This window comes from Paenibacillus sp. Y280, assembly GCF_056786335.1.
Window position 1 is genome coordinate 127,992 of sequence record NZ_JBXCIW010000014.1, and the last position, 24,329, is coordinate 152,320.

The 24,329-nt window shown below is 48.3% G+C and carries 11 protein-coding genes, 1 rRNA gene and 1 pseudogene; 11 read left to right on the forward strand and 2 right to left on the reverse strand.

Going from position 1 to position 24,329, the window contains the following annotated elements; genetic code table 11:
- Window positions 1-18: 18 nt before the first annotated feature.
- Window positions 19-4,155 carry a collagen binding domain-containing protein gene (locus AC1TPC_RS18355; RefSeq protein ID WP_482068244.1) on the reverse strand — a complete coding sequence of 1,379 codons (4,137 nt, stop codon included), beginning with the start codon at window positions 4,153-4,155 and terminating at the stop codon, window positions 19-21.
- A gap of 547 nt (window positions 4,156-4,702) precedes the next feature.
- Between AC1TPC_RS18355 and uvrB the strand changes: the two genes are divergently transcribed.
- The 3 genes from uvrB to AC1TPC_RS18370 all read left to right on the forward strand — a co-directional run bounded on the left by uvrB (window position 4,703) and on the right by AC1TPC_RS18370 (window position 10,305).
- The gene (gene uvrB, locus AC1TPC_RS18360; protein WP_482068245.1) at window positions 4,703-6,703 is read left to right on the forward strand and encodes an excinuclease ABC subunit UvrB; all 2,001 of its coding nucleotides are present in this window, start codon (window positions 4,703-4,705) and stop codon (window positions 6,701-6,703) included.
- A 16-nt stretch (window positions 6,704-6,719) separates the two neighbouring features.
- Window positions 6,720-9,602, forward strand: a complete 2,883-nt coding sequence (gene uvrA / locus AC1TPC_RS18365; RefSeq protein WP_482068246.1) for an excinuclease ABC subunit UvrA — start codon at window positions 6,720-6,722, stop codon at window positions 9,600-9,602.
- Window positions 9,603-10,089: 487 nt separating this feature from the next.
- Entirely contained in the window at window positions 10,090-10,305 is a 216-nt protein-coding gene (locus AC1TPC_RS18370; protein ID WP_169084674.1) for a hypothetical protein, read from the forward strand.
- 63 nt (window positions 10,306-10,368) lie between these two features.
- On the opposite strand, the gene AC1TPC_RS18375 is transcribed toward AC1TPC_RS18370, so the two are convergent.
- The gene (locus AC1TPC_RS18375) at window positions 10,369-11,337 is read right to left on the reverse strand and encodes a sugar phosphate isomerase/epimerase family protein (RefSeq protein ID WP_482068247.1); all 969 of its coding nucleotides are present in this window, start codon (window positions 11,335-11,337) and stop codon (window positions 10,369-10,371) included.
- A gap of 309 nt (window positions 11,338-11,646) precedes the next feature.
- Between AC1TPC_RS18375 and AC1TPC_RS18380 the strand changes: the two genes are divergently transcribed.
- The 8 genes and pseudogenes from AC1TPC_RS18380 to AC1TPC_RS18415 all read left to right on the forward strand — a co-directional run.
- Window positions 11,647-12,768 carry a S1C family serine protease gene (locus tag AC1TPC_RS18380; RefSeq protein ID WP_482068248.1) on the forward strand — a complete coding sequence of 374 codons (1,122 nt, stop codon included), beginning with the start codon at window positions 11,647-11,649 and terminating at the stop codon, window positions 12,766-12,768.
- 48 nt (window positions 12,769-12,816) lie between these two features.
- Window positions 12,817-14,742 carry a stalk domain-containing protein gene (locus AC1TPC_RS18385; protein WP_482068249.1) on the forward strand — a complete coding sequence of 642 codons (1,926 nt, stop codon included), beginning with the start codon at window positions 12,817-12,819 and terminating at the stop codon, window positions 14,740-14,742.
- A gap of 208 nt (window positions 14,743-14,950) precedes the next feature.
- Complete coding sequence (locus AC1TPC_RS18390; RefSeq protein ID WP_482068250.1) at window positions 14,951-17,485, forward strand: U32 family peptidase; 2,535 nt, start codon at window positions 14,951-14,953, stop codon at window positions 17,483-17,485.
- A 458-nt stretch (window positions 17,486-17,943) separates the two neighbouring features.
- Window positions 17,944-18,639, forward strand: coding sequence for a heptaprenylglyceryl phosphate synthase (pcrB, locus tag AC1TPC_RS18395; protein ID WP_482068251.1), 696 nt, complete (start codon window positions 17,944-17,946; stop codon window positions 18,637-18,639).
- Between the two features lie 188 nt (window positions 18,640-18,827).
- Window positions 18,828-19,142, forward strand: a pseudogene (locus AC1TPC_RS18400) (bacterial transcriptional activator domain-containing protein); the annotation flags it as partial.
- A 192-nt stretch (window positions 19,143-19,334) separates the two neighbouring features.
- On the forward strand, window positions 19,335-21,737 hold the full coding sequence (gene pcrA, locus AC1TPC_RS18405) for a DNA helicase PcrA (RefSeq protein WP_482068252.1): 2,403 nt from the start codon (window positions 19,335-19,337) through the stop codon (window positions 21,735-21,737).
- 63 nt (window positions 21,738-21,800) lie between these two features.
- Entirely contained in the window at window positions 21,801-23,801 is a 2,001-nt protein-coding gene (gene ligA / locus AC1TPC_RS18410) for an NAD-dependent DNA ligase LigA (RefSeq protein ID WP_482068257.1), read from the forward strand.
- Between the two features lie 445 nt (window positions 23,802-24,246).
- Window positions 24,247-24,329, forward strand: a 16S ribosomal RNA gene (locus AC1TPC_RS18415); the annotation flags it as partial.

A 24,329-nucleotide genomic window follows, 5' to 3' on the forward strand; every position in this document is an offset into this window, starting at 1 on the left:
ACCTTTTTTTTATAGTCTTTAGCGTCTTGTTCTTCTTCTTTTGACAACGAGTGTTGCGAGACCTGCAGCAATCATGGAAAAGCCGAGAAGCTGCATCAGCAGATAGCTGTTTTCACCTGTCTTAGGCAATACCGTTACGTCAGGCGATGTGATAACTCCACCTTTTGGCGGCTCCTCAACATCGATTTCAAAGAGAATTTCTTCCTCGTTGCCATCTTTATCGATGACGATGATTGAGAACTTATCTTTGCCGACGTAGCCTGGATCGGGCGTGTAGACCCATTTGCCGTCGGCAGTGATCGTAACCGTTCCATGTTCCGGTTTAACCCCGCCAACCGGAGTGCCGTCCTCAGGAATTTCTACTTCGCCTTCAATTGGCTTGTCGACCTCTGTTGCTTCCTTTTCAGTCGAAGCAGTCGGTGCCGGCGCAGCCGATACAACAGGCGATGCAGCAGGTGACGGTGCAACAGCAGCAGTTGGTGTAGGAGACGGTACTGCAGGCGTCACTGCAGGCGTCACTGCAGGCGTCACTACAGGAGTCACTGTCGGTTCAATAGTAGGCTCTGGAGTGGATGTAGGGCTTGGCGTCACAACAGGCACTATCGATTTACTATTTTTTACGGTAATCTGATTTGCGATTGTTGATTGAATCGTAATCGCAACCTCGCCGCTGCCGTTAATGCTGTAGCCAGCAGGCGCTGTAATTTCCTTCAACACATAATTGCCATACGGAAGATCGGTGAAAGCTATTTTGCCGTTAGCGGCTGTTGTTTGTTGTCCAAGGCTAACGTTCGCGCTATTGAATAGCTCGAACTTGGCTCCAGCGAGAACGGCAGCCGTATTGGCACTGTCTACCTTTGTCACTTCCAAGCTGCCAAGTAAAATGACAGGGAGCTTTTTATTTTCAACCTTTTGCGGAACAGCGGCAGCATTGATCGTTACGTTTACTTGACCGCTGCCCTCTATGCTGTAGCCAGCAGGGGCTGAGATTTCCTTCAGCGCATAATTGCCATATGGAAGATCTGAAAACGTAATTTTTCCGTTAGCTGCTGTCGTTTTTTGTCCAAAGCTTACATTCGCACTATTGAATAGCTCGAACACAGCGCCTTCAAGAACGATAGCGTTATTGTCTTTGTCTACTTTGGTAACTTCCAGGTTTCCTGTTTTCTTTTTATTTTTAATTGGCATGGGAAACGGAGTGGATGAATTAATCGTTATCTCGTAGATACCGTTACCTTCAATATTATATCCAGCAGGCGCGCTCGTCTCTTTTAGCGTATATTTGCCATACCGAAGGCCGTTATAATCGATTCCGCCAGTCCCGTTCGGGATTCCGGTCATTTTTTTGCCATTGGAATTGCGAGTCAGCTCAAAGGCTGCACCTAATAATTTAAGGCTCAAGTCATCAGCATCAACTTTTTCTACCTTCAAAGATCCTAAATAGATGCTGCCGCTGCCTTCACCGCCTGACAAAGCGATCTTGACCTCAGTCGGATTGTCGATCGTCTTTGTTCCTACACCATTTCCTGTAAAATCAACCGTATTCGTTACCTTCTCGCCATCTTTGGCATCAATAATCGATTGATATTCAAGAATGTAAGGCTTCGTAATCGTATTTAAAAAGCGCAGCTCAAAGGTTTCATCGCTAATAATGGCTGGATTCGTATTTACCTTAAACTCGAGCTCATATTCAGTCGTATTTACTGGTCCCAGCTTGCTAACTGTGCCGTTTGAACTTACGGAAGTGTTATAAAGCTTAAAGGACTCTTTGACCAGCGTTTGCTTTTTGCCTGGCGTATCATTAATTTTGGCTCCGGAAACGGTTGATTGGCCGCGGTTGATATAAATCGTCCAATTAATCGAATCGTCGCTTTGAACGCCAGTTTTGGCAACATATTCGCCCGCTTTAGGGATAGTAACTTCAGCGTGCAGTATCTTTTCATTAAACCCTGTACCGCTGAAGCGAGCATCATTATTCATTTTTGCATCGTCAATGAACTCGTTCGCTAGACTCGTTTTGAACGTAATGTGGTAAGGCTCGGTAATCGTATGGTTAAAAGCGACGGTCAGCGTTTTCGAATTGGATGCGTCTGGATTCGTTACGCTGTATTCTCCTGCAGGCACGATAGCGCCTGGGGCAGTCGTTCCATCACTGTTGATGACGAGCCTTCGAACTTCAACAGAGCCAGCTACATAGTTTTGGACGGACTGCAGTTGGTCTACTATTTTAGCGTCAGCTATCGTTTTGCTATTGTAGTTTACACCGATATTCCATGTGAGTTCCTTGTTGGCTGCGTCGTAGCTCCCTGTTTTGAAGCCATTATCCTGTGTAAACTTGTTGGGAGTAAAGGTTGAAGAGGCGGTCTTCTGTAAAATGGTTCCGCCAGGAGTCTCTGCCCAGAACACTTTGCCGTTGTTCGTGAAAGAAAAGCTTGCATTGGCAAAATAAGACGTGTCTATATAGTCGTAAAGAGTCTTATACGTGATCGTATAAGAAGCATTTCCATCTGGGAATTCAAGGCTGAAGCCCTTGGTAGTTGCTGTATCCCCAACCGGATTGTAGGTCAGCGTATAAACAGAGCTGCTGACTGTAACGCCGTTTTGCTTCACGACCAAACTGCCAGGAATAAGCTTTAAGCCTAATAAGTTAGCAAAAGTATCTTCGAATTTTAGATCATGCAGATTGTATTTGTCAGCGTTAATCTCTACTTTCCAGTCGATCGTTCTGGCTGCGTAATTAGCATTGGAATTTGTTTTACGCATAAAGTGCTGCTTGATTGGCTTGTTGGCTGAACTCTGTTTATTGTCAGAAAACACCGAGTTATTAATCGTCGTATCTTCATAAAGGTTCGAAGCCGGACGAGTTTGGTACTTGATTTTGTAAGCGCCTGTAATGGGATTAGGATTCGTAAAAGTCAGTTTAAAGCCGCTCTTGCTGGTCGTATAGTTAGGATGGCCGCTAACATTGTAGTCTAATGAATAGTTAGTGGCTGCAATTTCAGCTCCCGCTGTGCCTGAAACAGGATCTGCTATAGGGAACACTTTAATAGAGCCTGGCACAAGCTCATGTGGTTTGGTGAACATATCGGTCAAGGTAGCATTGGCGATCGTATCCTCGCCGAAATTGTATTTAATTTCCCAATCAATGAGCTGAGCGGATTCGTTGTAGGCTGCTGATTTTTCGATCAGCTTGCCGCGCGTATTCGTTATGGTATCAGAATCGGAGACATTGCTGATATTGCTGCCTTTTAAAATTGCGGTATTCGTAAAATTTGCTTTTGAAATATCTGTAATTTCCGTTTCATACTCAATGCGATAAGAGGAAGCGATATGTCCTAATTCGACCTTCATTTCATAGTCTGGAGCAGCTGGAGTCGTTATCAAAGGCGCAACAGCAACGGGATTGGACAAAACGCCGTTCGTATCCGTATCCATTTTGTATACCTTCAACGTACCAGGTGTATAAGTTAAACCCGCAGGTATGAGGTCTGTGACTACGGCATCATTCACTTTTTTCAAATCTTTATTTACATCAATGGTCCATTTGATATTTTCTGCATTGAAAGACTTGTCCGCAGTACCCGATTTGTTGATTGGGGCGGTTCCTGGCTTAGGCGCAATAGGTATTGTGATGCTGTTCCCGATATTGAATTGAATAGGGACTTCTGTTTTATTGTTAATGCTTTGCTCTGTGAAGTAGTTCCAGAAGCTAAGCGTTCCGCTTACCGGTGATCCCTCGATTTCTTCATTAAAGGTTAGCTTTACCGTTCCATTCGTAACCTGATAAGTTCCGACGGAAGGCGTACCGTCCAAAGCTCTTACAGGAATATCCCCGCCGTGCAGTACAAATTGAGGGGGAAGCTGGAAGGTGTACGTATCTCCGTTCACATAGGTGTGGTTTGCAGGAAGCTCCCACTCGTAATTCAAAGTCAGAAATTGGTCCAATTCGACGCGGATATCAGGATTCACGTAATAAACGGAATCATATACGGAGGCGATGACGGTACTAGGCGTATCCTTGTCTGTCAACGTCATTTTTGTAATAATATTACCAGTAATTCCTGCAGCTTCTACCGTTCTCAAAACACCAGCGAAATTCACATGCTGAAAAATCAGCAGAAATGCAATGATTAATGCGATTGTTCTTTTTTTCATTTCTTGGAATCCTCCATCTTGGTTTGGTCTATCGGGTGGGTACAGTAATGTCTTTCATGTATCGGATTAGCGACGTTGAATCATTCCTTTCGCAGTAATATGGATAAAATGTCATGATCGGCATGCTGTTAAGGAAAAGATCATCTATGTATGCATGGCAGCTTTACGAGAAAAGTGCCGACCTAGCGAGGGGGCTTGAAGCTTCATTCTTCGAGTGGTTTTCTATTTTTTCGCTAAATTGTGAGTTTATTAGTATCCCTTAGCATTGTATCATGATTTTCCATACATTTTCTGTACATCCTAGTACTCAATTCAGATAAATTTTTTCAAATGTGCATAAAGAATCTTATATGTTGTCGACAGGAGTAATTTAATAGACTAAGCTGCGGGTATTTTTTTTGCTTTGGGATGATTGCGCCGCAGGAAAGATAACGGTATAATATACGGGAACAAACATTCTTATTTTGATAAACGCTAATGAAATGAAATTTCCTATAATTGACTATAATGATAAGAGTATTCGGAATGACGGAGGTGGATGGTAAGCGTGAGTGAACTTGCAAAGGAAACGAAGCTGTTTAAAATACAGTCGGATTATACGCCGCAGGGCGATCAACCGAAAGCGATCGAGCAGCTTTTAGAAGGTATTAAGGCGGGCAAGAGGCATCAGACGCTGCTCGGCGCAACCGGTACAGGCAAAACGTACACGATAGCGAATATGGTGGAGAAGCTGAATCGGCCGACGCTCGTCATTGCTCATAACAAGACGCTGGCGGCTCAGCTATGCAGTGAATTCAAAGCTTTTTTCCCGGATAATGCAGTGGAGTATTTTGTGAGCTATTATGATTACTATCAACCGGAAGCCTACATTCCTTCATCCGATACCTTTATCGAGAAGGACTCAAGCATCAACGATGAGATCGATAAGCTGCGGCATTCGGCGACAAGCTCGCTGTTAGAACGCCGTGACGTTATTATCGTAGCGAGCGTTTCCTGCATATACGGCCTTGGATCGCCGATGGAATATGGAGGGCTGGTATTCTCGCTGCGAGTGGGCATGGAGAAATCGCGCGATACGATTTTGCATAAGCTTGTCGATATTCAGTACAAACGCAACGATATAAGCTTTACGCGGGGAACGTTCCGCGTTCGCGGCGATATTGTTGAGATTTTCCCCGTAGCCAACAATGAACGGGCTATTCGCGTGGAGCTCTTCGGCGACGAGATCGAGCGAATCTCGGAAATTGATGTGTTGACCGGAGAGATTGTCGGCGAACGCGAACATATAGCTATTTTCCCGGCTTCTCATTTCGTTACGCAGGAGGAGACGATGAAATTAGCGCTTGTTAACATAGAGCGCGAGCTGGAGGAACGGCTTGCCGAGCTGCGCGAGGCAGGCAAGCTGCTTGAAGCGCAGAGGCTGGAGCAGCGGACGCGCTACGATTTGGAAATGATGGCGGAGATGGGTTTCTGCTCCGGCATTGAGAACTACTCAGGTCCGCTTACGTTCAGGGAGCGCGGCGCCACGCCGTATACGCTGCTCGATTATTTTCCTGACGACATGGTTATCGTCATCGATGAGTCACATGTATCGCTCCCGCAAATTAGGGCGATGTACAATGGTGACCGCGCGCGTAAGGAGATGCTGGTCAATCACGGATTTAGGCTTCCTTCGGCGATGGATAACCGTCCGCTCCGTTTTGAGGAGTTTGAGGCGAAGGCGAAGCAGCTTGTGTATGTATCGGCTACGCCAGGACCTTATGAGATTGAGCATACCGACAAAATGATCGAGCAGATCATCAGGCCGACCGGTCTAATCGATCCGATCATTGACGTTCGTCCGACGAAAGGACAAATCGATGATCTGTTGAACGAGATTCGCGATCGCATTGCGAAGGATGAGCGGGTTCTGGTCACAACGCTGACGAAGAAGATGTCAGAGGATCTTACCGATTATATGAAGGAGATAGGCATCAAGGTTCGCTATCTCCATTCCGATATAAAGACGCTGGAGCGTTTAGCGATTTTGCGCGACCTCAGACTTGGCGTATTCCATGTTCTCATCGGCATCAATCTACTCCGGGAAGGATTGGATTTGCCGGAGGTGTCCTTAGTTACGATTCTTGATGCGGATAAGGAAGGCTTCCTTCGCTCGGATCGCGCGCTTATCCAAACGATTGGGCGAGCGGCCCGCAACAGCGAAGGCCGAGTCATTATGTACGGCGACAAAATAACCGATTCGATGGATCGAGCGATAAAAGAAACCGAACGGCGGCGTACGATTCAGCTTGCCTATAATGAGAAGCATGGCGTAACGCCGCAAACGATTCGCAAAAAAGTGCATGACGTAATTGAAGCGACTAAGGTAGCTGAGCAGAAGGCTGATTATTTGACTGCAGCCGGCGTAGGCAAGATGAACAAGAAGGATCGTCTGGCGCTTGTTCAAAGGCTGGAAGCGGATATGAAGGACGCAGCGAAAAATTTGCAGTTCGAACGTGCAGCAGAGCTGCGGGATGCGCTGCTTGAGCTGCGCGCAGAGATGGGTTAAGTAGGAGGAGAAACGATTGGCTAGCGATAAAATTGTTGTTAAGGGCGCTCGCGCCCACAATCTTAAAAACATTGACGTCACCATACCGCGTGACAAATTTGTCGTACTGACAGGGCTGAGCGGATCTGGTAAATCCTCGCTCGCATTCGATACGATTTATGCGGAAGGACAGCGCCGTTACGTGGAATCCTTATCTGCCTATGCGCGTCAATTTCTTGGACAAATGGAAAAGCCGGATGTCGATTCCATAGACGGATTATCACCGGCTATTTCCATCGATCAGAAGACGACCAGCCGCAACCCGCGTTCGACAGTGGGCACAGTTACTGAAATATATGATTATTTGCGGTTATTGTTTGCTCGTATCGGCAAGCCGCATTGCCCGGAGCACGGCATCGAAATTACATCGCAAACGGTTGAGCAGATGGTTGACCGGATTATGGAATATCCTGAGAAGACGAAGCTTCAAATTTTGGCTCCGCTTATTTCGGGCCGCAAGGGCGAGCATACGAAGCTGCTGGCGGATATTCAGAAGCAAGGGTTCGTGCGGGTCCGTGTAAACGGCGAGCTGCGCGAGCTTAGCGAGAAGATTGAGCTGGAGAAAAACAAAAAGCACAGCATTGAAGTCGTTGTCGACCGTATTGTGGTCAAGTCGGATATTCAGACTAGGCTGGCGGACTCTCTGGAAACGGCGCTTAAGCTGTCCGAAGGACGCGTGCTCGTTGATATTATCGATCAAGAGGAGCTGCTCTTCAGCTCCAACCTAGCTTGTCCGGAATGCGGATTCAGCATTGATGAGCTGGAGCCTCGGATGTTTTCCTTCAATAGCCCTTATGGCGCTTGTCCGGAATGTGACGGTTTAGGCGTCAAAATGATCGTCGATCCGGATCTGCTAGTACCCGATACGACTAAATCGATAGAGGATGCGGCTTTCTTAGCATGGGCGGGCAGTACGTCCAACTATTATCCGCAGTTTCTGAGCGCCGTTTGCGTACATTACGGCATTCCCCAGAATGTGCCGGTATCGGAGCTTGAGCCCGAACAGATGAAGAAGCTGCTTTACGGCACAGGCGGAGAGCGCGTTCGTTTCTTATACGAGAATGATTTCGGCCATCGGAAAGAAGCCTATGTTCCGTTTGAAGGCATCGTTAATAACCTAGAACGCCGCTATCGCGATACGGCATCGGATATGATGCGCGAGCATATTGAGAACTATATGAGCGCCAAGCCATGCGCTGGCTGCAAAGGACAGCGGCTGCGCAAGGAAAGCTTGGCGGTAACGATCAACGCGCAAAATGTGTCGCAAGTGACATCATTCTCCATTGGCGATGCGCAGCGTTACTTCGAATCGCTTGAGCTGTCGAAGAAGGAGATCGCAATTGCGAGCCTCATTTTGAAAGAAATTAATAGCCGTCTAGGCTTCCTAGTCAATGTCGGGCTTGAGTACTTGTCTCTCAGCCGTGCAGCGGGGACGCTGTCAGGCGGGGAAGCGCAACGGATTCGACTGGCTACCCAAATCGGCTCCAGCTTAATGGGAGTGCTCTATATCCTGGACGAACCGAGCATCGGCTTGCATCAACGGGACAACGATCGGTTGATTGAGACGCTTGAGCATATGCGCAATCTCGGCAATACGCTGATCGTTGTCGAGCATGATGAGGATACGATGCTCGCAGCCGATTACATTATTGATATCGGGCCAGGCGCGGGCATACATGGCGGCATGGTTATCGCCGAAGGTACACCGCAGGAAGTAATGGCGAATGAGAATTCGCTGACCGGACAATATTTAAGCGGACGCAAATTTATCGAGGTGCCGGCTGAACGCCGCAAGACAAACGATAAATGGCTTGAGGTTCGCGGAGCGAAGGAAAACAACCTTAGAAATGTAAATGTGAAAATTCCGCTAGGCGTATTCTCAGCTGTTACAGGTGTATCTGGCTCAGGCAAATCAACCTTCGTCAATGAAATTCTCTACAAGACGCTAGCGCGTGATTTGAATAAAGCGAAGACTCGCCCAGGCCAGTATAAGGAGCTTCGGGGCATTGAGCATTTGGAGAAGGTCATCGATATTGATCAATCTCCAATTGGCCGGACGCCAAGATCGAATCCCGCGACTTACACAGGTGTTTTTGATGACATCCGTGATTTGTATGCGAGTACGACCGAATCGAAGGTGCGGGGCTATAAGAAAGGCCGATTCAGCTTTAACGTGAAGGGCGGCCGCTGCGAAGCATGCCGCGGCGACGGAATCATCAAGATTGAGATGCATTTCCTTCCTGATGTATATGTTCCATGCGAGATTTGTAAGGGCAAACGCTATAATCGCGAGACGCTGGAAGTGAAGTACAAAGGAAAGAACATTGCTGAAGTGCTGGAAATGACGATTGAAGACGGTTGTGCCTTCTTCGAGAACATTCCGCGTATTCACCGCAAGGTGCAGACGCTGCTTGATGTAGGTCTTGGCTATATGAAATTGGGCCAGCCTGCAACGACATTATCTGGCGGCGAGGCGCAGCGGGTGAAGCTGGCGGCTGAGCTATACCGTCGCTCTACGGGCAAGACGCTATACATTTTGGATGAACCAACAACGGGCTTGCATGTACATGACATCGATAGATTGTTGACGGTATTGCATCGTTTAGTTGATTCAGGCGAGTCGGTGCTCGTCATCGAGCATAACCTGGACGTCATCAAGACTGCGGATTATTTAATTGATCTTGGCCCGGAAGGCGGCAGCGGCGGCGGTATGATCGTTGCGACTGGAACGCCGGAGCAGGTCGTTAAGGTGGAGCAATCGTATACAGGAAAATACTTGAAGCCGATTCTTGAACGTGATCGCGCGCGGACCATCGCGCTGCATAAAGAGAATCAGAAGGTAGCTGCTGCTGCGGAATAGGCTATAATAGAAGAGAAAGCAGTCTGAATGCAATCAGATTGCTTTCTCTTTTTTTGCATATCTGCAAACCGCGGCACGAAGGCTTTTTAGTATAAAGATAAAGAAAAATGAAGTTGGAATTTAACAATAAAATAAATAAGAAACCTTTGTAAATAAGAATCTGTTCAAAATTCTTTGTGTTCGTTTAGATAAAAAGTTTTCTTGAGAGTTGCAGTTATAGATGTGGGAGGAGTTGGACAATTTATAGATGCGGGCTGTAATGAATCACATCTAGCGATGGTCCAAAAAAGGCGAGTAATGACGAGCCGATTATGCGTAAGCAAGCCATGAGCCATAGTATGTGTTTCGCAATTCCATATTATAAGAAAACGTTTATCAGGAAATCGTGACAAAGTTGTTACGAATCCCGATTCAGACTTGCGTCCGAAGCCACAAAAAGCTAACATATAGTAAAATAGGTTACGTGCGAAAAAAAGGAGGTCCCTTCATGTTTTTGGCAGAAGAAGCAGCTCAAGCAGCAAGTAAAATTGGTACTTTTGATTGGTTTATGCTTGCCTTTACCATTTTGATCGCAATCGGTCTCGTTCGGCTATTGAACGCTCGTCCGAAGAAAAACATTTTCGCGATCGGCTTTACGACAGTTTCGCTAGCATTGTTTTTATTGATCGACTTTATTATGATCACAAAAGTTTGGATGGCGTAACAAGTCGTCGCATAGAAAAGGGTCTGCCGGACAAGTCCGGCAGACCTTTTTCTTGTTTATCTGTTATACCCACCACATCTCGCCAAGCGGCTCGCGGATGAGAATTTGTTGAAGATTTTGAACAGCCTTCGTGAAGCCTTCGTCTACGGACATCAAGCCGTCTTCGTGCTCGATGCTGACAACGTAGTCGTAGCCGACAAGACGAAGCGCGCTAAGGATGTCTGCCCATGTTTTGAGATCATGGCCATAGCCAACCGTACGGAACTGCCAAGCACGGTCAAGCATCAGGCTATAGGATTGCATATCGGTTACGCCATGATGATTGACGTTGATTGGATCGATTGTTGTATCCTTCGCGTGGAAGTGATGGATAGCTCCGGCACGGCCAAGAATTTGAACAGCTTGAACCGGATCGATTCCTTGCCACCACATGTGGCTTGGATCCAGGTTGGCGCCGATAGCATTTCCAGCCGCTTCGCGAAGACGAAGCAAAGTAGCCGGGCTGTGAACGGAGAAGCCGCCATGAAGCTCAAGGCCGATTTTCACGCCGCCTGCAGTTGCAAGCTTAGCAATCTCAGACCAATATGGAATAACTTTTGCTTCCCATTGCCATTTCAAAATATCTTGGAAATCATTTGGCCAAGGAGCAACCGGCCAGTTCGGATATTTGGCATCCTCATGATCGCCTGGGCAGCCAGAGAACGTATTGACGACCGATACCCCAAGACGATTGGCAAGCTCGATCGTTTTGCGAATAACCGAGTCATGATCAGTCGATATGGCTTTCTGCGGGTGAAGCGGATTGCCGTGGCAGCTAAGCGCGCTGATCATCAATCCACGTGATTCTACTGCATGCTTAAACGCTTTCAGCTTACCTTCGTCTGCAAGCAATCCATCCAGGTCGCAGTGTGCGTCTCCCGGGTATCCGCCCGTTCCGATTTCAATGGCATCAAGTCCTTTGGAGGCGATATAGTCGAGTGCTTCCTCGAACGGTTTTTGTGCAAAAAGCACGCTGAATACTCCTAATTTCATTTGTTCATTTACCTCCCGAATCCATCAAATGGATTGATTTAGTAGTCCAACATAGTATACCACTTCTGTAATGAGATCATATATTTGGAACGACATTTGCCAAAATCGCATAGTAAATCAACAAAACCAGCATAATGCGAGATCAAAGTCGTTATAATAGTTAACTATGGAACTAGCAATCTCTCTATTCTTCGTTGTTGGATATGGATAAATATGCTATATTACGGTATGGCTGTTAAATATATAATACAGGATCCATGATTGGGCTTTGCCAACACCTGTATAGAGAAGGATAGGGAGAGTGACTCCATGAAAAGCAGTTTGTTACGTGTTTGTAGTTTCATCGTTTTAGGGGCGATTGTTGCTGCAGGTACAGCATGGGCTGCGGGTACAGGTACAGGCAATTCAACTACGCATGCAATGAACGCGATTAAGGTTAATGGCGAGGTTTATGTCAAAGCAGGCTCATTGACGAACGCACTAGGCGGGACCGGCACTTTTGATTCGAAGACGAACACTTATGTTTATAAACCGGTTGATATTCCATCAGTCGTCAAAAAGGTATCACCTTCCGTCGTCGCCATTATCGGCAAGCCGAAGGATATCGGCTCGGCAGATCCGAGATACGCGCTTGCGCATGGAACGGGTGTAATTATTCGGGCAGACGGTTGGATCGTAACGAATGCGCATGTCGTCGAGGATATGACCAATTTGGTTGTCGTAACGGCAGATGGCAAGCAGTATGATGCAGAACGAACCCATCACGATGAGTCGAGCGATTTGGCGCTTGTGAAAATTAAAGCGACAAAGCTTCCAATCGCGAAGCTGGCACCATCCCCGCTTAAGGTACAGGTTGGAGAAACGGTTGTGGCGATCGGTACTCCGGTATCTTTCTCGCTTCGCAATACAGCGACAAGCGGTATTTTGAGCGGTATGAACCGCAGTGTTTCATCAGCCTACAAACTCCTTCAAACGGATGCAGCCATTAACCCTGGCAACAGCGGCGGGCCGCTCGTCAATATGAAGGGTGAGGTCATCGGCATCAACTCTTTGAAATTTGTAGAGGTAGGGGTCGATAATCTCGGATTTTCTATTCCTGCTGATACCGTACAATACGTTACGAATCACTTTTTCAAATACGGGCATGTCAAACGTGCATCGCTTGGACTTGGGCTTGAGGAAAGCTGGTCAGCTTTCATCGGAATTCCGACCTCTGATCCATTAACGGTCAAATCCGTAACTTCGTCAGCAGCCAAAAAAATCGGCGTACAAAATGGCGATATGCTCTATAAAGTTGCAGGCAAACAAGTATCCACAATCGTTGAGCTTAATGAGCTGCTGAAAAACTATCTGCCTGGCCAACAGGTAGAGGTAATGCTGCAGATCGATGGCGATCTTGTCACTCGGAAGCTCACATTAGTCGAAGGTTAAGTTAAAGAATAAACATCGCAATTATTTGATAATAAGGAGCTATTTTAAATGAAACTTAAGTTGTATAAAAGAATGTTCGCTATGCTACTGCCAGCATTGCTTATCCTTGCGATGCTGCCAATAGCAGTATTCGCCGCAGATGCGGACAATAAGGTTGAAGTTCGTTTGAAGACGGGAAGTCCAACTGTCAAAATTAATGGAAAGTCGACTGCCGTTGAACCTCCTTTTGTAAAAAGTGGCACAACGATGGTTCCGCTGAAGGTCATTACAAATGCTTTTGGAGCAGGACTTAAATTGGAAAATGGCAATGTCATTACACTTACATACAATGACCGCAAGATCGTCTTAACCTTCGGAAGCAAAACGGTAAAAGTGAATGGAGCAGCAAAAACAGTAGCCGTCGCTCCCGTAGCTGTCAAAGGCTCAACGATGGTTCCACTGCGCGTTATTGTAGAAGCCTTTGGCGCGAAAATTACAACTGACAGCGCTACGAAAGAAACGGTTATCGTTGGAAACCGCGCGCAAACGTCAGGAGCTGGCGGTACGTCGATTGATTCGGATTTTGGTAAAACAAAAGTTGGCGACAGCTACTATGGTTGGTCTTTGAAATATCCAACTGGTCTCGTTCAAGTTCTTCAAAGCGACAACGGTGATGTTGTAAAATGGGCAGATACTGTGGATGATTCTAAAGTTGCTGCGCAAGTAAACGTGATTACTGAACCTGTCGGAGACGATGAGCTGACAAGTGAAGAAAAAAGAGAACTTATCATGTCCTATTATGATGAAGATGAGATTACGGTGGATAAACGTGCCATCACGGTGAATGGCCTTACGTTTGAGAAGGTTATAAGCTATACGAAACAAACAAAAATGTATTATGAGTATCGCGGCATTCAGAAAGAGGATACCTTTTACACTGTAATTGTAGGTGCAAAAGGCGCGGACAAGTCTGTGCTGAACAGCTACGACGCGTTTTTAAATAGTTTTGTGCCTTCCTTTAACCAAGCGGACGCGACGTTGAAAGATATTACGAAGGTGAAGAATGGATTCGTAACCTTTAAGGACGCTGATTATGGCTTGACCGTTAAACTGCCGGCTGATTGGAACAGTGACCCTGAAAGCACGACACCATGGTATGAAAATGATACGGATCTTTTTCAATTCTCGTTCTCATCAGCAGCACCAGGAGATACGCTTGAGAACTGGGCTACACGAAGGGAAGCGCGTATTCGCGAAGACTACGTCAGTTCAAGCCTTCGCAATTTTACGATTGCACCGATTACCTTGAAGGATGGCAATGCTCTAACGTTGAGCTATGAGGTTTCATTTGGCGAAAACATTTGGTTTACCTATATCGAGGTTTCCTACATTTCGGGGGACTATCGTTACTCATTCGACTACACATACCCTTCTTCCAATAGTACGAATAGCAAGCAAACGTACAATCAGGTTATTGATTCCGTTGATATTGATACAGCTTTCATAGAGAAAAACTTTGGAACCGTCGAGGAAGATTATGCACTAGTTGACCGCAGCGAGAAAACGACGAAGCGCAGCTCAACCTACGGGTACTCCATTGATATTCCTGCATACTGGAATGGTGTGCAAAACAACTTGAACAAGGATGCGGCCTTCTTTACCTATAGTGCGGGATATCTCCAAGTTTTCGAGTCGAACAAACAAGCAACTTCAATTGTGTCGACGTTATTGGAGATTCCAAAGTCGAATGATGGTATCTCAGAGGGAGTTACAGCTAAGGGCTCTTCAGCGGTAACAATCAATGGAAAATCGGGACAGAGAGTAGAGCTTCACTACGCTAAGCCAGAAGAGGATCTTCCTTATTCTCTTGTCATGTATATCTTTGATACTACAAAGGGTTCAATTGTATTTAGTTTCGTCACATTCGATATCCGTGCAACGGAAAGCAATCTTAAGATTGTTAACGATGTAGCACAATCGATACGTTTCAATTAATTTATATCGATAATGGGAAAACCGGTTCCCCGTGTGGGAAACCGGTTTTTTGTGCAGATAGGAACCATTTCGGTTGAAATGCATGGCTTCCGCTGCTCGGGAGTCAGTCTTTTTGCCGCGATGCCAGTATTGTGTAGTGGTATAGATGTCCGCGGTTTGTTAAGATAGTGAAAGCAGGTTTGAAGAATGTGAGGGATCGCAAGTTATTATGACAGATACAATAGTAAGATCGGATATAGAGCTGCTGGCTCCGGCTGGTGATTGGGATTGCATGCGAGCGGCAGTAGCAAATGGCGCCGATGCAATTTTTTTTGGCGTAGAGAAGTTTAATGCACGTGCTCGCGCGAACAACTTCAGGAGCGAGGAACTGCCGGAAATTATGGCTTTTCTGCATACGTACGGCGTAAAGGGCTTCCTGACGTTTAACATCCTCGTATTTGAAGACGAGCTGAGAGACGCGCAGAAGCTTATTGAAATGTGTATTGATGCGGGTGTGGATGCGGTAATCGTACAGGATTTGGGCCTCGTGAAGCTGATTCGCGAGCTTTCGCCGGACTTTCCGATTCACGGCTCGACACAAATGACGATAACATCGCCGGAAGCGGTAGAATTTACGAAGCCGTTTGGGCTTGAGCGGGTCGTGCTAGGCCGTGAAAACAACCTGAAGCAAATTCGTACGATTGGCGAGCAGGCGAAGCTGCCGATGGAAGTTTTCGTGCACGGCGCGCTATGCGTGTCGTATTCGGGTCAGTGCCTCACCTCCGAGATGTGGGGAGGGCGCTCTGCCAATCGCGGCGAATGCGCGCAGGCTTGCCGGCTGCCGTATGATCTGATGGTTGACGGCGAGGTGCAGCCGATGGGAGACATCGCGTATTTGCTGTCGCCGAAGGATTTGGCGGCGATCGATATCGTGCCGGAGCTCATCCAAGCGGGCGTGACGTCGTTTAAAATTGAAGGGCGTCTCAAAAGCCCGGAATATGTCGCGAATGTCGTGAGCAAGTATCGGCATGCGATCGATAAATATTTTGACGGCGATTTGTCGAAGCCGTCGGTGGAAGATGTGCGTGAGCTGCAGCAAAGCTTCTCGCGCGGCTTCACGCATGGTTTTCTGTCGGGAACGAACAACAAGCAGCTCGTAGAGGGCACGTTCCCGAAAAGCCGAGGCGTCTACCTCGGCCGTGTAGAGCGCATTATGCGCGATGCAGTTACGCTGCGGATCGACGCGCCGCTCAAGCGCGGAGATGGCATTGTGTTTGACGCAGGCGACCCGACGAAGAAGGAAGAGGGCGGCCGCGTCTACGATATTCGCCGCCAAGGCGTGAAGATCGAAGGCGAAGCACAGGAAGGCACGATGATCGAGCTGGTAGCGGGCCGCAACGATGTTGACCTGCGCAAGGTGCATGTCGGCGACCGCGTCTGGAAAACAAGCGATCCTGCACTCGATAAGCGATTGAGAGCAACCTTTGAGACGGAGAAGCCGTATCGCGTATTCCCGCTTCATGTAAGAGTGACCGGCGCGCTCGGACAGCCGATGCGCACCTGGTGGACAGATGTTCAGAAGGGGACGACAGTCGAGGTCGTAACGGAGCTTGAGCTGGAGCAAGCGCAGAAGCGTCCGATGGATGCGGTGCTGCTTGAGGACCAATTGGGCCGACTCGGCGGAACGGTGTATCAGCTGGAGAAACTTGATGTAGAGCTGCAGGGCGATTTGATCTTACCGATCCGCGAGCTGAACCGGCTGCGCCGCGAGGCGGTAGAGCTGCTTGCGGGCGAGCGTCCGAAGCCGCCTGTCTATGTGAAGAATGCTGTAGCTTCGCGCGAGGATGTTTATCAGGCTGATGCAGCCAAGAAGGATATCCTGGCGCCGCAAAGCGGCAAGGATGCGAAGCTGATTGCATTATGCCGCAGCCTTGAGCAGGTACAGGCAGCGGTGACAACCGATATCTCTTACGTCTATGCCGATTTCGAATTCATTAAGCAGTTCCCAGCTGCTGTTGCCGCTGCACGTGAAGCGGGCAAGCCGATTGCGCTGGCAACGCCGCGTATTCATATGCCGGGCGAGAACGGCTACCATGCGAATATATTGAAGCTGCAGCCGGATGCGGTGCTCGTGCGGAACACAGGAGCGCTTTACTATTACCTGCGTGCACGCGCAGCGAATCCAGATAAGCCTTTCCCTAAGCTGATCGGCGATTTCTCGCTGAATGTCGCGAACCATAAGGCCGTAAACTTGTTTACGGATGTAGGTCTTGATCTCATTACGCCATCGTACGATCTGAACATTCAGCAAATGATTGATTTGCTTGAGAATTCGGATACGTCGATGCTCGAGATGGTTATCCATCAGCATTTGCCGATGTTCCATACAGAGCATTGCGTATACTGCACCTTTATGAGCGAAGGGACAGACTTTACGAACTGCGGTCGTCCGTGCGAAGAGAAGCGCGCTTCCTTGCAGGACCGCATTGGAATGGCGCACCCCGTTCGTGTGGACGAAGGCTGCCGCAACACGGTATACAACGCGATTGAGCAATCAGGCGCAGAGTATATCCGCAACTTTGTCGGCTATGGCGTATCCTACTTCCGCGTTGAGTTTCTGGAAGAAACGCCGGAGAAGGTGCTAGAAGTGTTGTCGCTTTACCGTGATGCGCTCGATGGCCGCATAAGCGGAACGCAGGTATGGCGCAGTCTGAAGGCAATTAATCAACTGGGCGTAACGCGCGGTCAGCTCGTGAACAAATAAGCGTTTTTTATAATAAAAGTTAAACGAGCCTCTAGAATGAACAGTGACCCATAAGCAGGACACTTTGAAAAAAAGTGCCCTCTTATGGGTCACTTTTCAAATCGTTTCTAAGGCTCGTTTTTGTATTCATATAGACAGTCTTCTTAGCCGAATTTCTTAAATAAAGAAGTAACTGGAAAACGTCCCTCTAATTCTCCCTTGCCGATGCACTTCCCAATAGCAAGCTTAACCCTAGAAACGCATCTAATGCTCGATCAATTACATGTCTACACGTCTTGTTGAAATCCCCAAATTGCTTGCTTTTTCACTCTTATACTACATCTCAGTGCCCGCCTGCCACATGGGGCGTTTTATTTCATGCAGCAGAGCATTTGACACGCTATTCCCGCTGACATAGCATAGAAGGAAAGCAATGATTCGACATTCGATTTTTGGGAAAAAGCGAGGTTTGGTTATTCATGAATGAGGATTGGTTTTCTGGCTGGAGGCATGTGTTTAAGCTTGATCCCGAGCGGGAGATATCCGATGACGCGCTGGATCAAATATGCAACTCAGGTACGGATGCGATCATCGTCGGTGGCTCCAGCGGCGTTACTTTTGAAAATACGGTTGATCTGATGGCTCGCATTCGCAGATATGCGGTAGACTGCGCGCTTGAAGTTTCAAGCCTAGAAGGTGCTGTTCCCGGCTTCGACGGTTATTTTGTACCGCTTGTGCTGAATACGAGCCGTGCTGAATGGATTACGGGACGGCAAACCGAAGGGCTTATGGAATATGGCTCCTTTGTGCCTTGGGATGAAACGGCAGCGCAGGGCTATATTATATTGAATGCTGATGCAACGGCGGCGAAGGTAACCGAAGCGAAAGCCGAGCTGACGGAAGTTGAGCTCATTGCACATGTGCGGATGGCCGATCGGCTGATGCGTCTTCCGGTTATTTATTTGGAGTATAGCGGCCGATTCGGAGATATGCAGCTTGTGAAGCGAGCGAGAGCAGCTACAGCCCATGCACAGCTATTTTATGGCGGAGGAATCGATAATGCGGACAAAGCACGTCTTGCTGCTGAAGCTGCGCATACGGTAGTCGTCGGAAACATTATATACAGCGATCTAGTTGCCGCCTTGTCTACAGTAGCAGCGGTGAAAAATTGCTGATTTCGTGCAATTCTAAGCTTTTCACGCAATGATAATAAGACGCATCTGTAGAATCCTCCTTATGGTTATGAGCAATGATGACCACAGGTCGGGAATCGCAGATGCTTTTTTTTGTTTCAATCTACTCTTACAGAGCAAAACATGAAAAATTATGAAGACTTGCTTGCCTTGTACCGGGGCGACTACTTGGAGGAGCTGGATCGCGTATGGTCCTTGCGCGGCGTGAGCAGCTCCGACGACTATATATGCAGATCGTTATCGCTGTTGCTGCCTATGAGCTCGAGATCGGAAGAGGCTTCCAAGCGGTGCTTCGGCTGAACGAGCTGCAGGAAAAAGAACCCTACTCCGATGAGGTCTGCCGTCATATGCTTCTCGCCTACGAAAAGCTGAAGGACATGGGGGCGCTTCAGCGCTATTATAAATCCTTTGAGGAGCTGGTCCGCAAGGATCTGAAGTTCGAGCCGGAAATACGCACGGAGGCGCTTTATGAGCAGCTTTATTAGCAGTTGGAACAGGGGTAGGGCATAAGGCGCCCTTCCTGCTTATGCTTGTTTGCGATAACCGATAAGGTTTGAATGTTTAGTCGTATTTTCTGGCAAAAGGAAGGCTGCATTCCTAATATCTCAAATTGACACAGGAGTGGCCGTTGTCTACACTGAGAAGAGGCGAACATATGCGAACAAAGGAGTCGGAGCATGTTGAATTATATAAGTATCGAGCAAGCGGTGCAGAAGCTGAATCCGCCGCAGCGGGAAGCCGTTCAGACAACTGACGGACCGCTGCTCATTATGGCTGGAGCGGGTAGCGGCAAGACGCGCGTACTGACACATCGAATTGCTTATTTAATAGAAAAGAAGCGTGTTGCGCCTTGGAGTATTCTGGCCATCACCTTTACGAATAAAGCTTCACGAGAAATGCAGGATCGGGTGAGCGCGCTCGTTGGACCATCGGGACGGGATATTTGGGTATCCACCTTTCACTCGATGTGTGTACGGGTTCTCCGCAGAGATATTGATCGGATCGGTTTTACATCAAGCTTCTCGATATTGGATTCCTCAGACCAGCTGTCGGTTATCCGCGGCTGTATGAAGGACATGAACATCGATACGAAGAAGTTTGAGCCAAAAGCTGTTCAAGCCGCGATCAGCGGAGCGAAGAATGAGTTGATCTCGCCGGAGCAGTATGAGCAGAAGGTCGGCGATTATTTTGAGGGTATCGTGGCCCAGGTGTTTACGAAATACCAAAAGAAGCTGAGAAGCAATAACTCACTGGACTTTGACGATCTTATTATGATGACGATTCAATTGTTCAAGGATGTACCCGAGGTGCTTGAGTTTTATCAGAATAAGTTCCGATACATTCACGTGGATGAGTATCAGGATACGAACAGGGCGCAATATATGCTGACGCGCATGCTGGCGGATAAGCATCATAACATATGCGTAGTCGGCGACAGCGATCAGTCGATCTATAGGTGGCGCGGTGCCGACATTACGAACATATTGAACTTCGAAGGCGATTATCCCGAGGCGCGGACGATTATGCTGGAGCAAAACTATCGTTCGACAGCCAACATTTTGGATGCTGCGAATGCGGTTATCAAGCTCAACTCCGGCAGGAAGCCGAAGAAACTGTGGACGGATCAAGGCGCCGGCGATCTCATTGCCCTCTACCAAGCGGATACGGAGCATGATGAAGGTTATTTTGTAACCGGGGAAATTCGTAAAAATGTGAATAAAAGCTATAAATTTGCCGATCATGCCATATTGTATCGTACGAATGCGCAGTCGCGGGTAATCGAGGAAATTTTGATCAAATCCGATATTCCTTATCAAATCGTCGGCGGTATAAAGTTCTACGATCGCAAAGAGATTAAGGATTTGCTCGGATATTTGAAGCTCGTTTCCAATCCGGATGACGATATAAGCTTGGTGCGGATTATTAACGTGCCGAAGCGGGGAATCGGCGATACGACGGTTGGAAAGCTTGCGGATGAAGCGGCGAGAAGAGGCACATCGATTTTCCGCGTGTTGAACAATCTTGGCGAGGTCGAAGTAAACGGAAGAACGCGAACGCTGCTGCGCGAGTTTTATGAGATAATCGACAATCTTACAAGGATGGTTGAATATTTATCGGTGACTGAGCTTACCGAGAAGGTGCTGGAGCTGTCGCAGTACCGCATGGAGCTGCATCAGGAGAATACGCTGGAGTCGAAGGCGCGCCTTGAAAATATCGATGAGTTCCTGTCCGTTACGATGGATTTTGAGAAGCGGAATGAAGACAGGACGCTTGTGGCGTTCCTGACGGACCTTGCGTTGATTGCCGACATTGATTCTTTGAACAAAGAGGAAGAAGACGCCGAGAAGAACAAGGATGCCATCACCTTGATGACGATGCACAGCGCGAAGGGGCTTGAGTTCCCTGTCGTTTTTATCATCGGCATGGAGGAGAGCGTATTTCCTCATAGCCGTGCGCTTGCGGACAATGAGGAGCTTGAGGAGGAGCGCCGCCTTGCTTACGTGGGCATTACCCGCGCAGAGAAGCGGCTGTATCTGACCTGCGCTCGCATGCGTACGTTGTTTGGCCGTACGAATAGCAATTTGCCATCTCGCTTTCTGCAGGAAATACCGGAGAGCGTAAGAGAAGGTGCTTCTAGCGGCAGCGGCGGCTACTCGCGTGCTGGCGCTGGCAGCGCGCGAAGCGGCGGCGTCAGCGTTACGGGCGGTACCGGCGCAGCAGCACAGGGCGGCGCTGGCCGCGGCATTGCAGGGCGCGGCCCAGCTAGCGGCGCCGCAGGAAGCCGTTCCCCAGGTATGGGGGGAACGGGTCCAGCCGCGATGGGCGGCAGAGGCGGCGGCGTGCGGGTGAGCACGCCGCTCCTGGATGCCGCTCGGGCGGCTCAAAGCAGCGGCGCGGCGGGCGATGCCGCGCCGGGAACGTTTGCCACTGGCGAGAGAGTCTCGCATGGCAAGTGGGGCATTGGCGTCATTGTCTCCGTCAAAGGGACGGGCAAGGACATGGAGCTTAACATCGCATTCCCGGCTCCGATCGGCATAAAGCGATTGCTTGCCGGTTTTGCACCGATAACGAAAGTGTAAAATGAATTAGCTACTTTGGACGATTAGAAGGAGGAGCCTTCCGTGAACGCTCAATTAGAGAGGATGCAACAGCTTGTTGCGATCATTACCGAGCATAATTATCTTTACTACACGCTTGATCAGCCTACTATTGATGATGCTGATTATGACAAACTTTATGACGAGCTCGTCGCACTCGAAGCCGCGTCTGGTGTCGTATTGCCTGAATCGCCGACTCAGCGTGTAGGCGGGGAGCTGCTCAAAGGCTTTGAGCCTTACAAGCATCGCGCTCGCTTGTGGAGTCTAGATAAGGCGCAAAATGCCGAGGATCTGCTCACATGGAATACGAGGCTGCTCAAAGCCGTCGCGGATTACAACGCCAAGCATCCAGAAGAAGAGCCGCTGCCGCAGCCAACCTATGTGGTTGAGCTGAAGTTTGACGGTCTGACGCTTAATCTAACCTATGAAGATGGTCAGCTTGTACAAGCGGCAACACGCGGAAACGGAACGGTTGGGGAAGGCATTTTGCAGCAGGTACGCACGATACGTTCGGTGCCGCTCACCATTCCATTTAACGATGGGATTATCGAGGTGCAAGGTGAGGGCATCATGCAGCTTTCGGTGCTGGCCAAGTACAATGAGACGGCAGTTGAGCCGCTCAAAAACGCTCGAAACGCAGCGGCGGGAGCACTGCGCAATCTTAATCCATCAGTTACGGCACAGCGAAAGCTGAATGCATTTTTCTATAATATCGGCTACGCCGACGGAGCAGCCTTTACAGACCATCGCGAAATGCAGCAGTTTCTGAAGGACAACCGATTTAAGGTGAATCCTTACGTGACCTATCGGAACACGATTGAAGAGGTGCAAGAAGAGCTGGTACGGGTGACGGAGCAGCGTGAGCAGCTGGATTTTCTAATAGATGGTGCTGTTATTAAAGTTGTAGATATGCGTACGCGTGAAGCGCTGGGCTACACGGATAAGTTTCCACGCTGGGCTGTTGCCTTTAAATTCGAAGCGGAGGAAACAACAACGGTGCTTGAATCGGTATCGTGGGAGGTAGGCCGTACGGGCAAAATAACGCCGGTCGCCCGCGTCGAGGCAGTAGAGCTTGCAGGAGTAACCGTTCAGAACTGTACGCTCAACAACATCGGCGATATCGAACGCAAAAATCTCAAGCATGCTTTGGGCACGCTCGTTACGATCCGCCGCTCGAATGATGTTATTCCAGAGATATTGGGCAAGGCAGACGAGGAGCCGGGCGTGGAAATCGAATTCCCGACTGTGTGTCCATCCTGCGGCACGGAGCTTGAACAACGCGGTGCGCATCTATTCTGCAATAACAAGCTTGGCTGCCAGCCGCAAATTATTGGACGTATTACGCATTTCGCGTCCCGGGATGCGATGGATATCGATACGTTCAGCGTAATGACGGCTGACCAGCTGTACAAGGACTGTGAAGTTCGTGATCCTGCTGATCTGTATGCTCTAATCTATGATGACCTAATAAAGCTTGAGCGGTTCGGCGAAAAGAAGGCACTTAAGCTGCTCGCAGCTTTCGAGAAATCCAAGGATCGGGAATTGGCGTCTTTCTTATTCGCGCTTGGCATTCCGAACACAGGCAAAGCGACTACGAAGATGCTGGCCGACCATTATGGCAATCTTGATGCTATTATGCAGGCTGAGGCGGAGGAGCTTGTGGCTCTTCCTGATATCGGTGGTATCGTGGCGGAGAGTATCGTTGGATTCTTTAATGATCCGATTATTATCGCAAGCATTGCCAGAATGAGAGAGCTTGGCGTAAAAGCGGAAGCTGAGCAGCAGCTGGTTGCGAGAAACGACAGTGTCTTCAGCGGGAAGACCGTCGTTCTAACTGGAACGCTGCCAACGATGTCAAGGGATGAAGCGGCAAAGCTGCTTGAGGCATGCGGCGCCAAAATTTCAGGCAGCGTCTCCAAAAAAACCGACTTCGTCATTGCAGGCGAAAGCGCGGGAAGCAAGCTAACGAAGGCGCGGGAGCTTGGCATTACGGTTATTGAAGAAGAAGCGGAGCTGCTGCGTCTTCTAGGTGAAACGACGGCTTAGAGTTAGCAAATGCATGGAGTATGCATGGGAATAGAGGATTTGAATAGAAATGCCAAGACGCAAACGAGCCTTAGAAGCGATTCTAAGCGCTCGTTTTGTCGGTGGATGTGTCGAAAACCATGAAATACGGATAAAATAAAGTCGATATTTGTAAAATTTTTTAACTTGTAATCTAATTGTCAAAGTGATATATTATTTCTTGTCGCTTCTGAGACACAGGAACAACTGAATGAGCCGCAAACAAATGTGAAACAAACGGTTGACAGCGTCGAATGAAGATGATAATATCATTTCTTGTCACGACAAAATGTGACAAACAAGTTCTTTGAAAACTGAACAAATGGATCACGTCGATCCGATAATGTTTTATAATAGCTAGTTAAGTAATGAGCATTTCAAACACATGAAGCTTTTCTCTTCGACATCGCGTCGAAGCGAAAACTTCCATTTGGAGAGTTTGATCCTGGCTCAGGACGAACGCTGGCGGCGTGCCTAATACATGCAAGTCGAGCGGATCTTGTCCTTCGG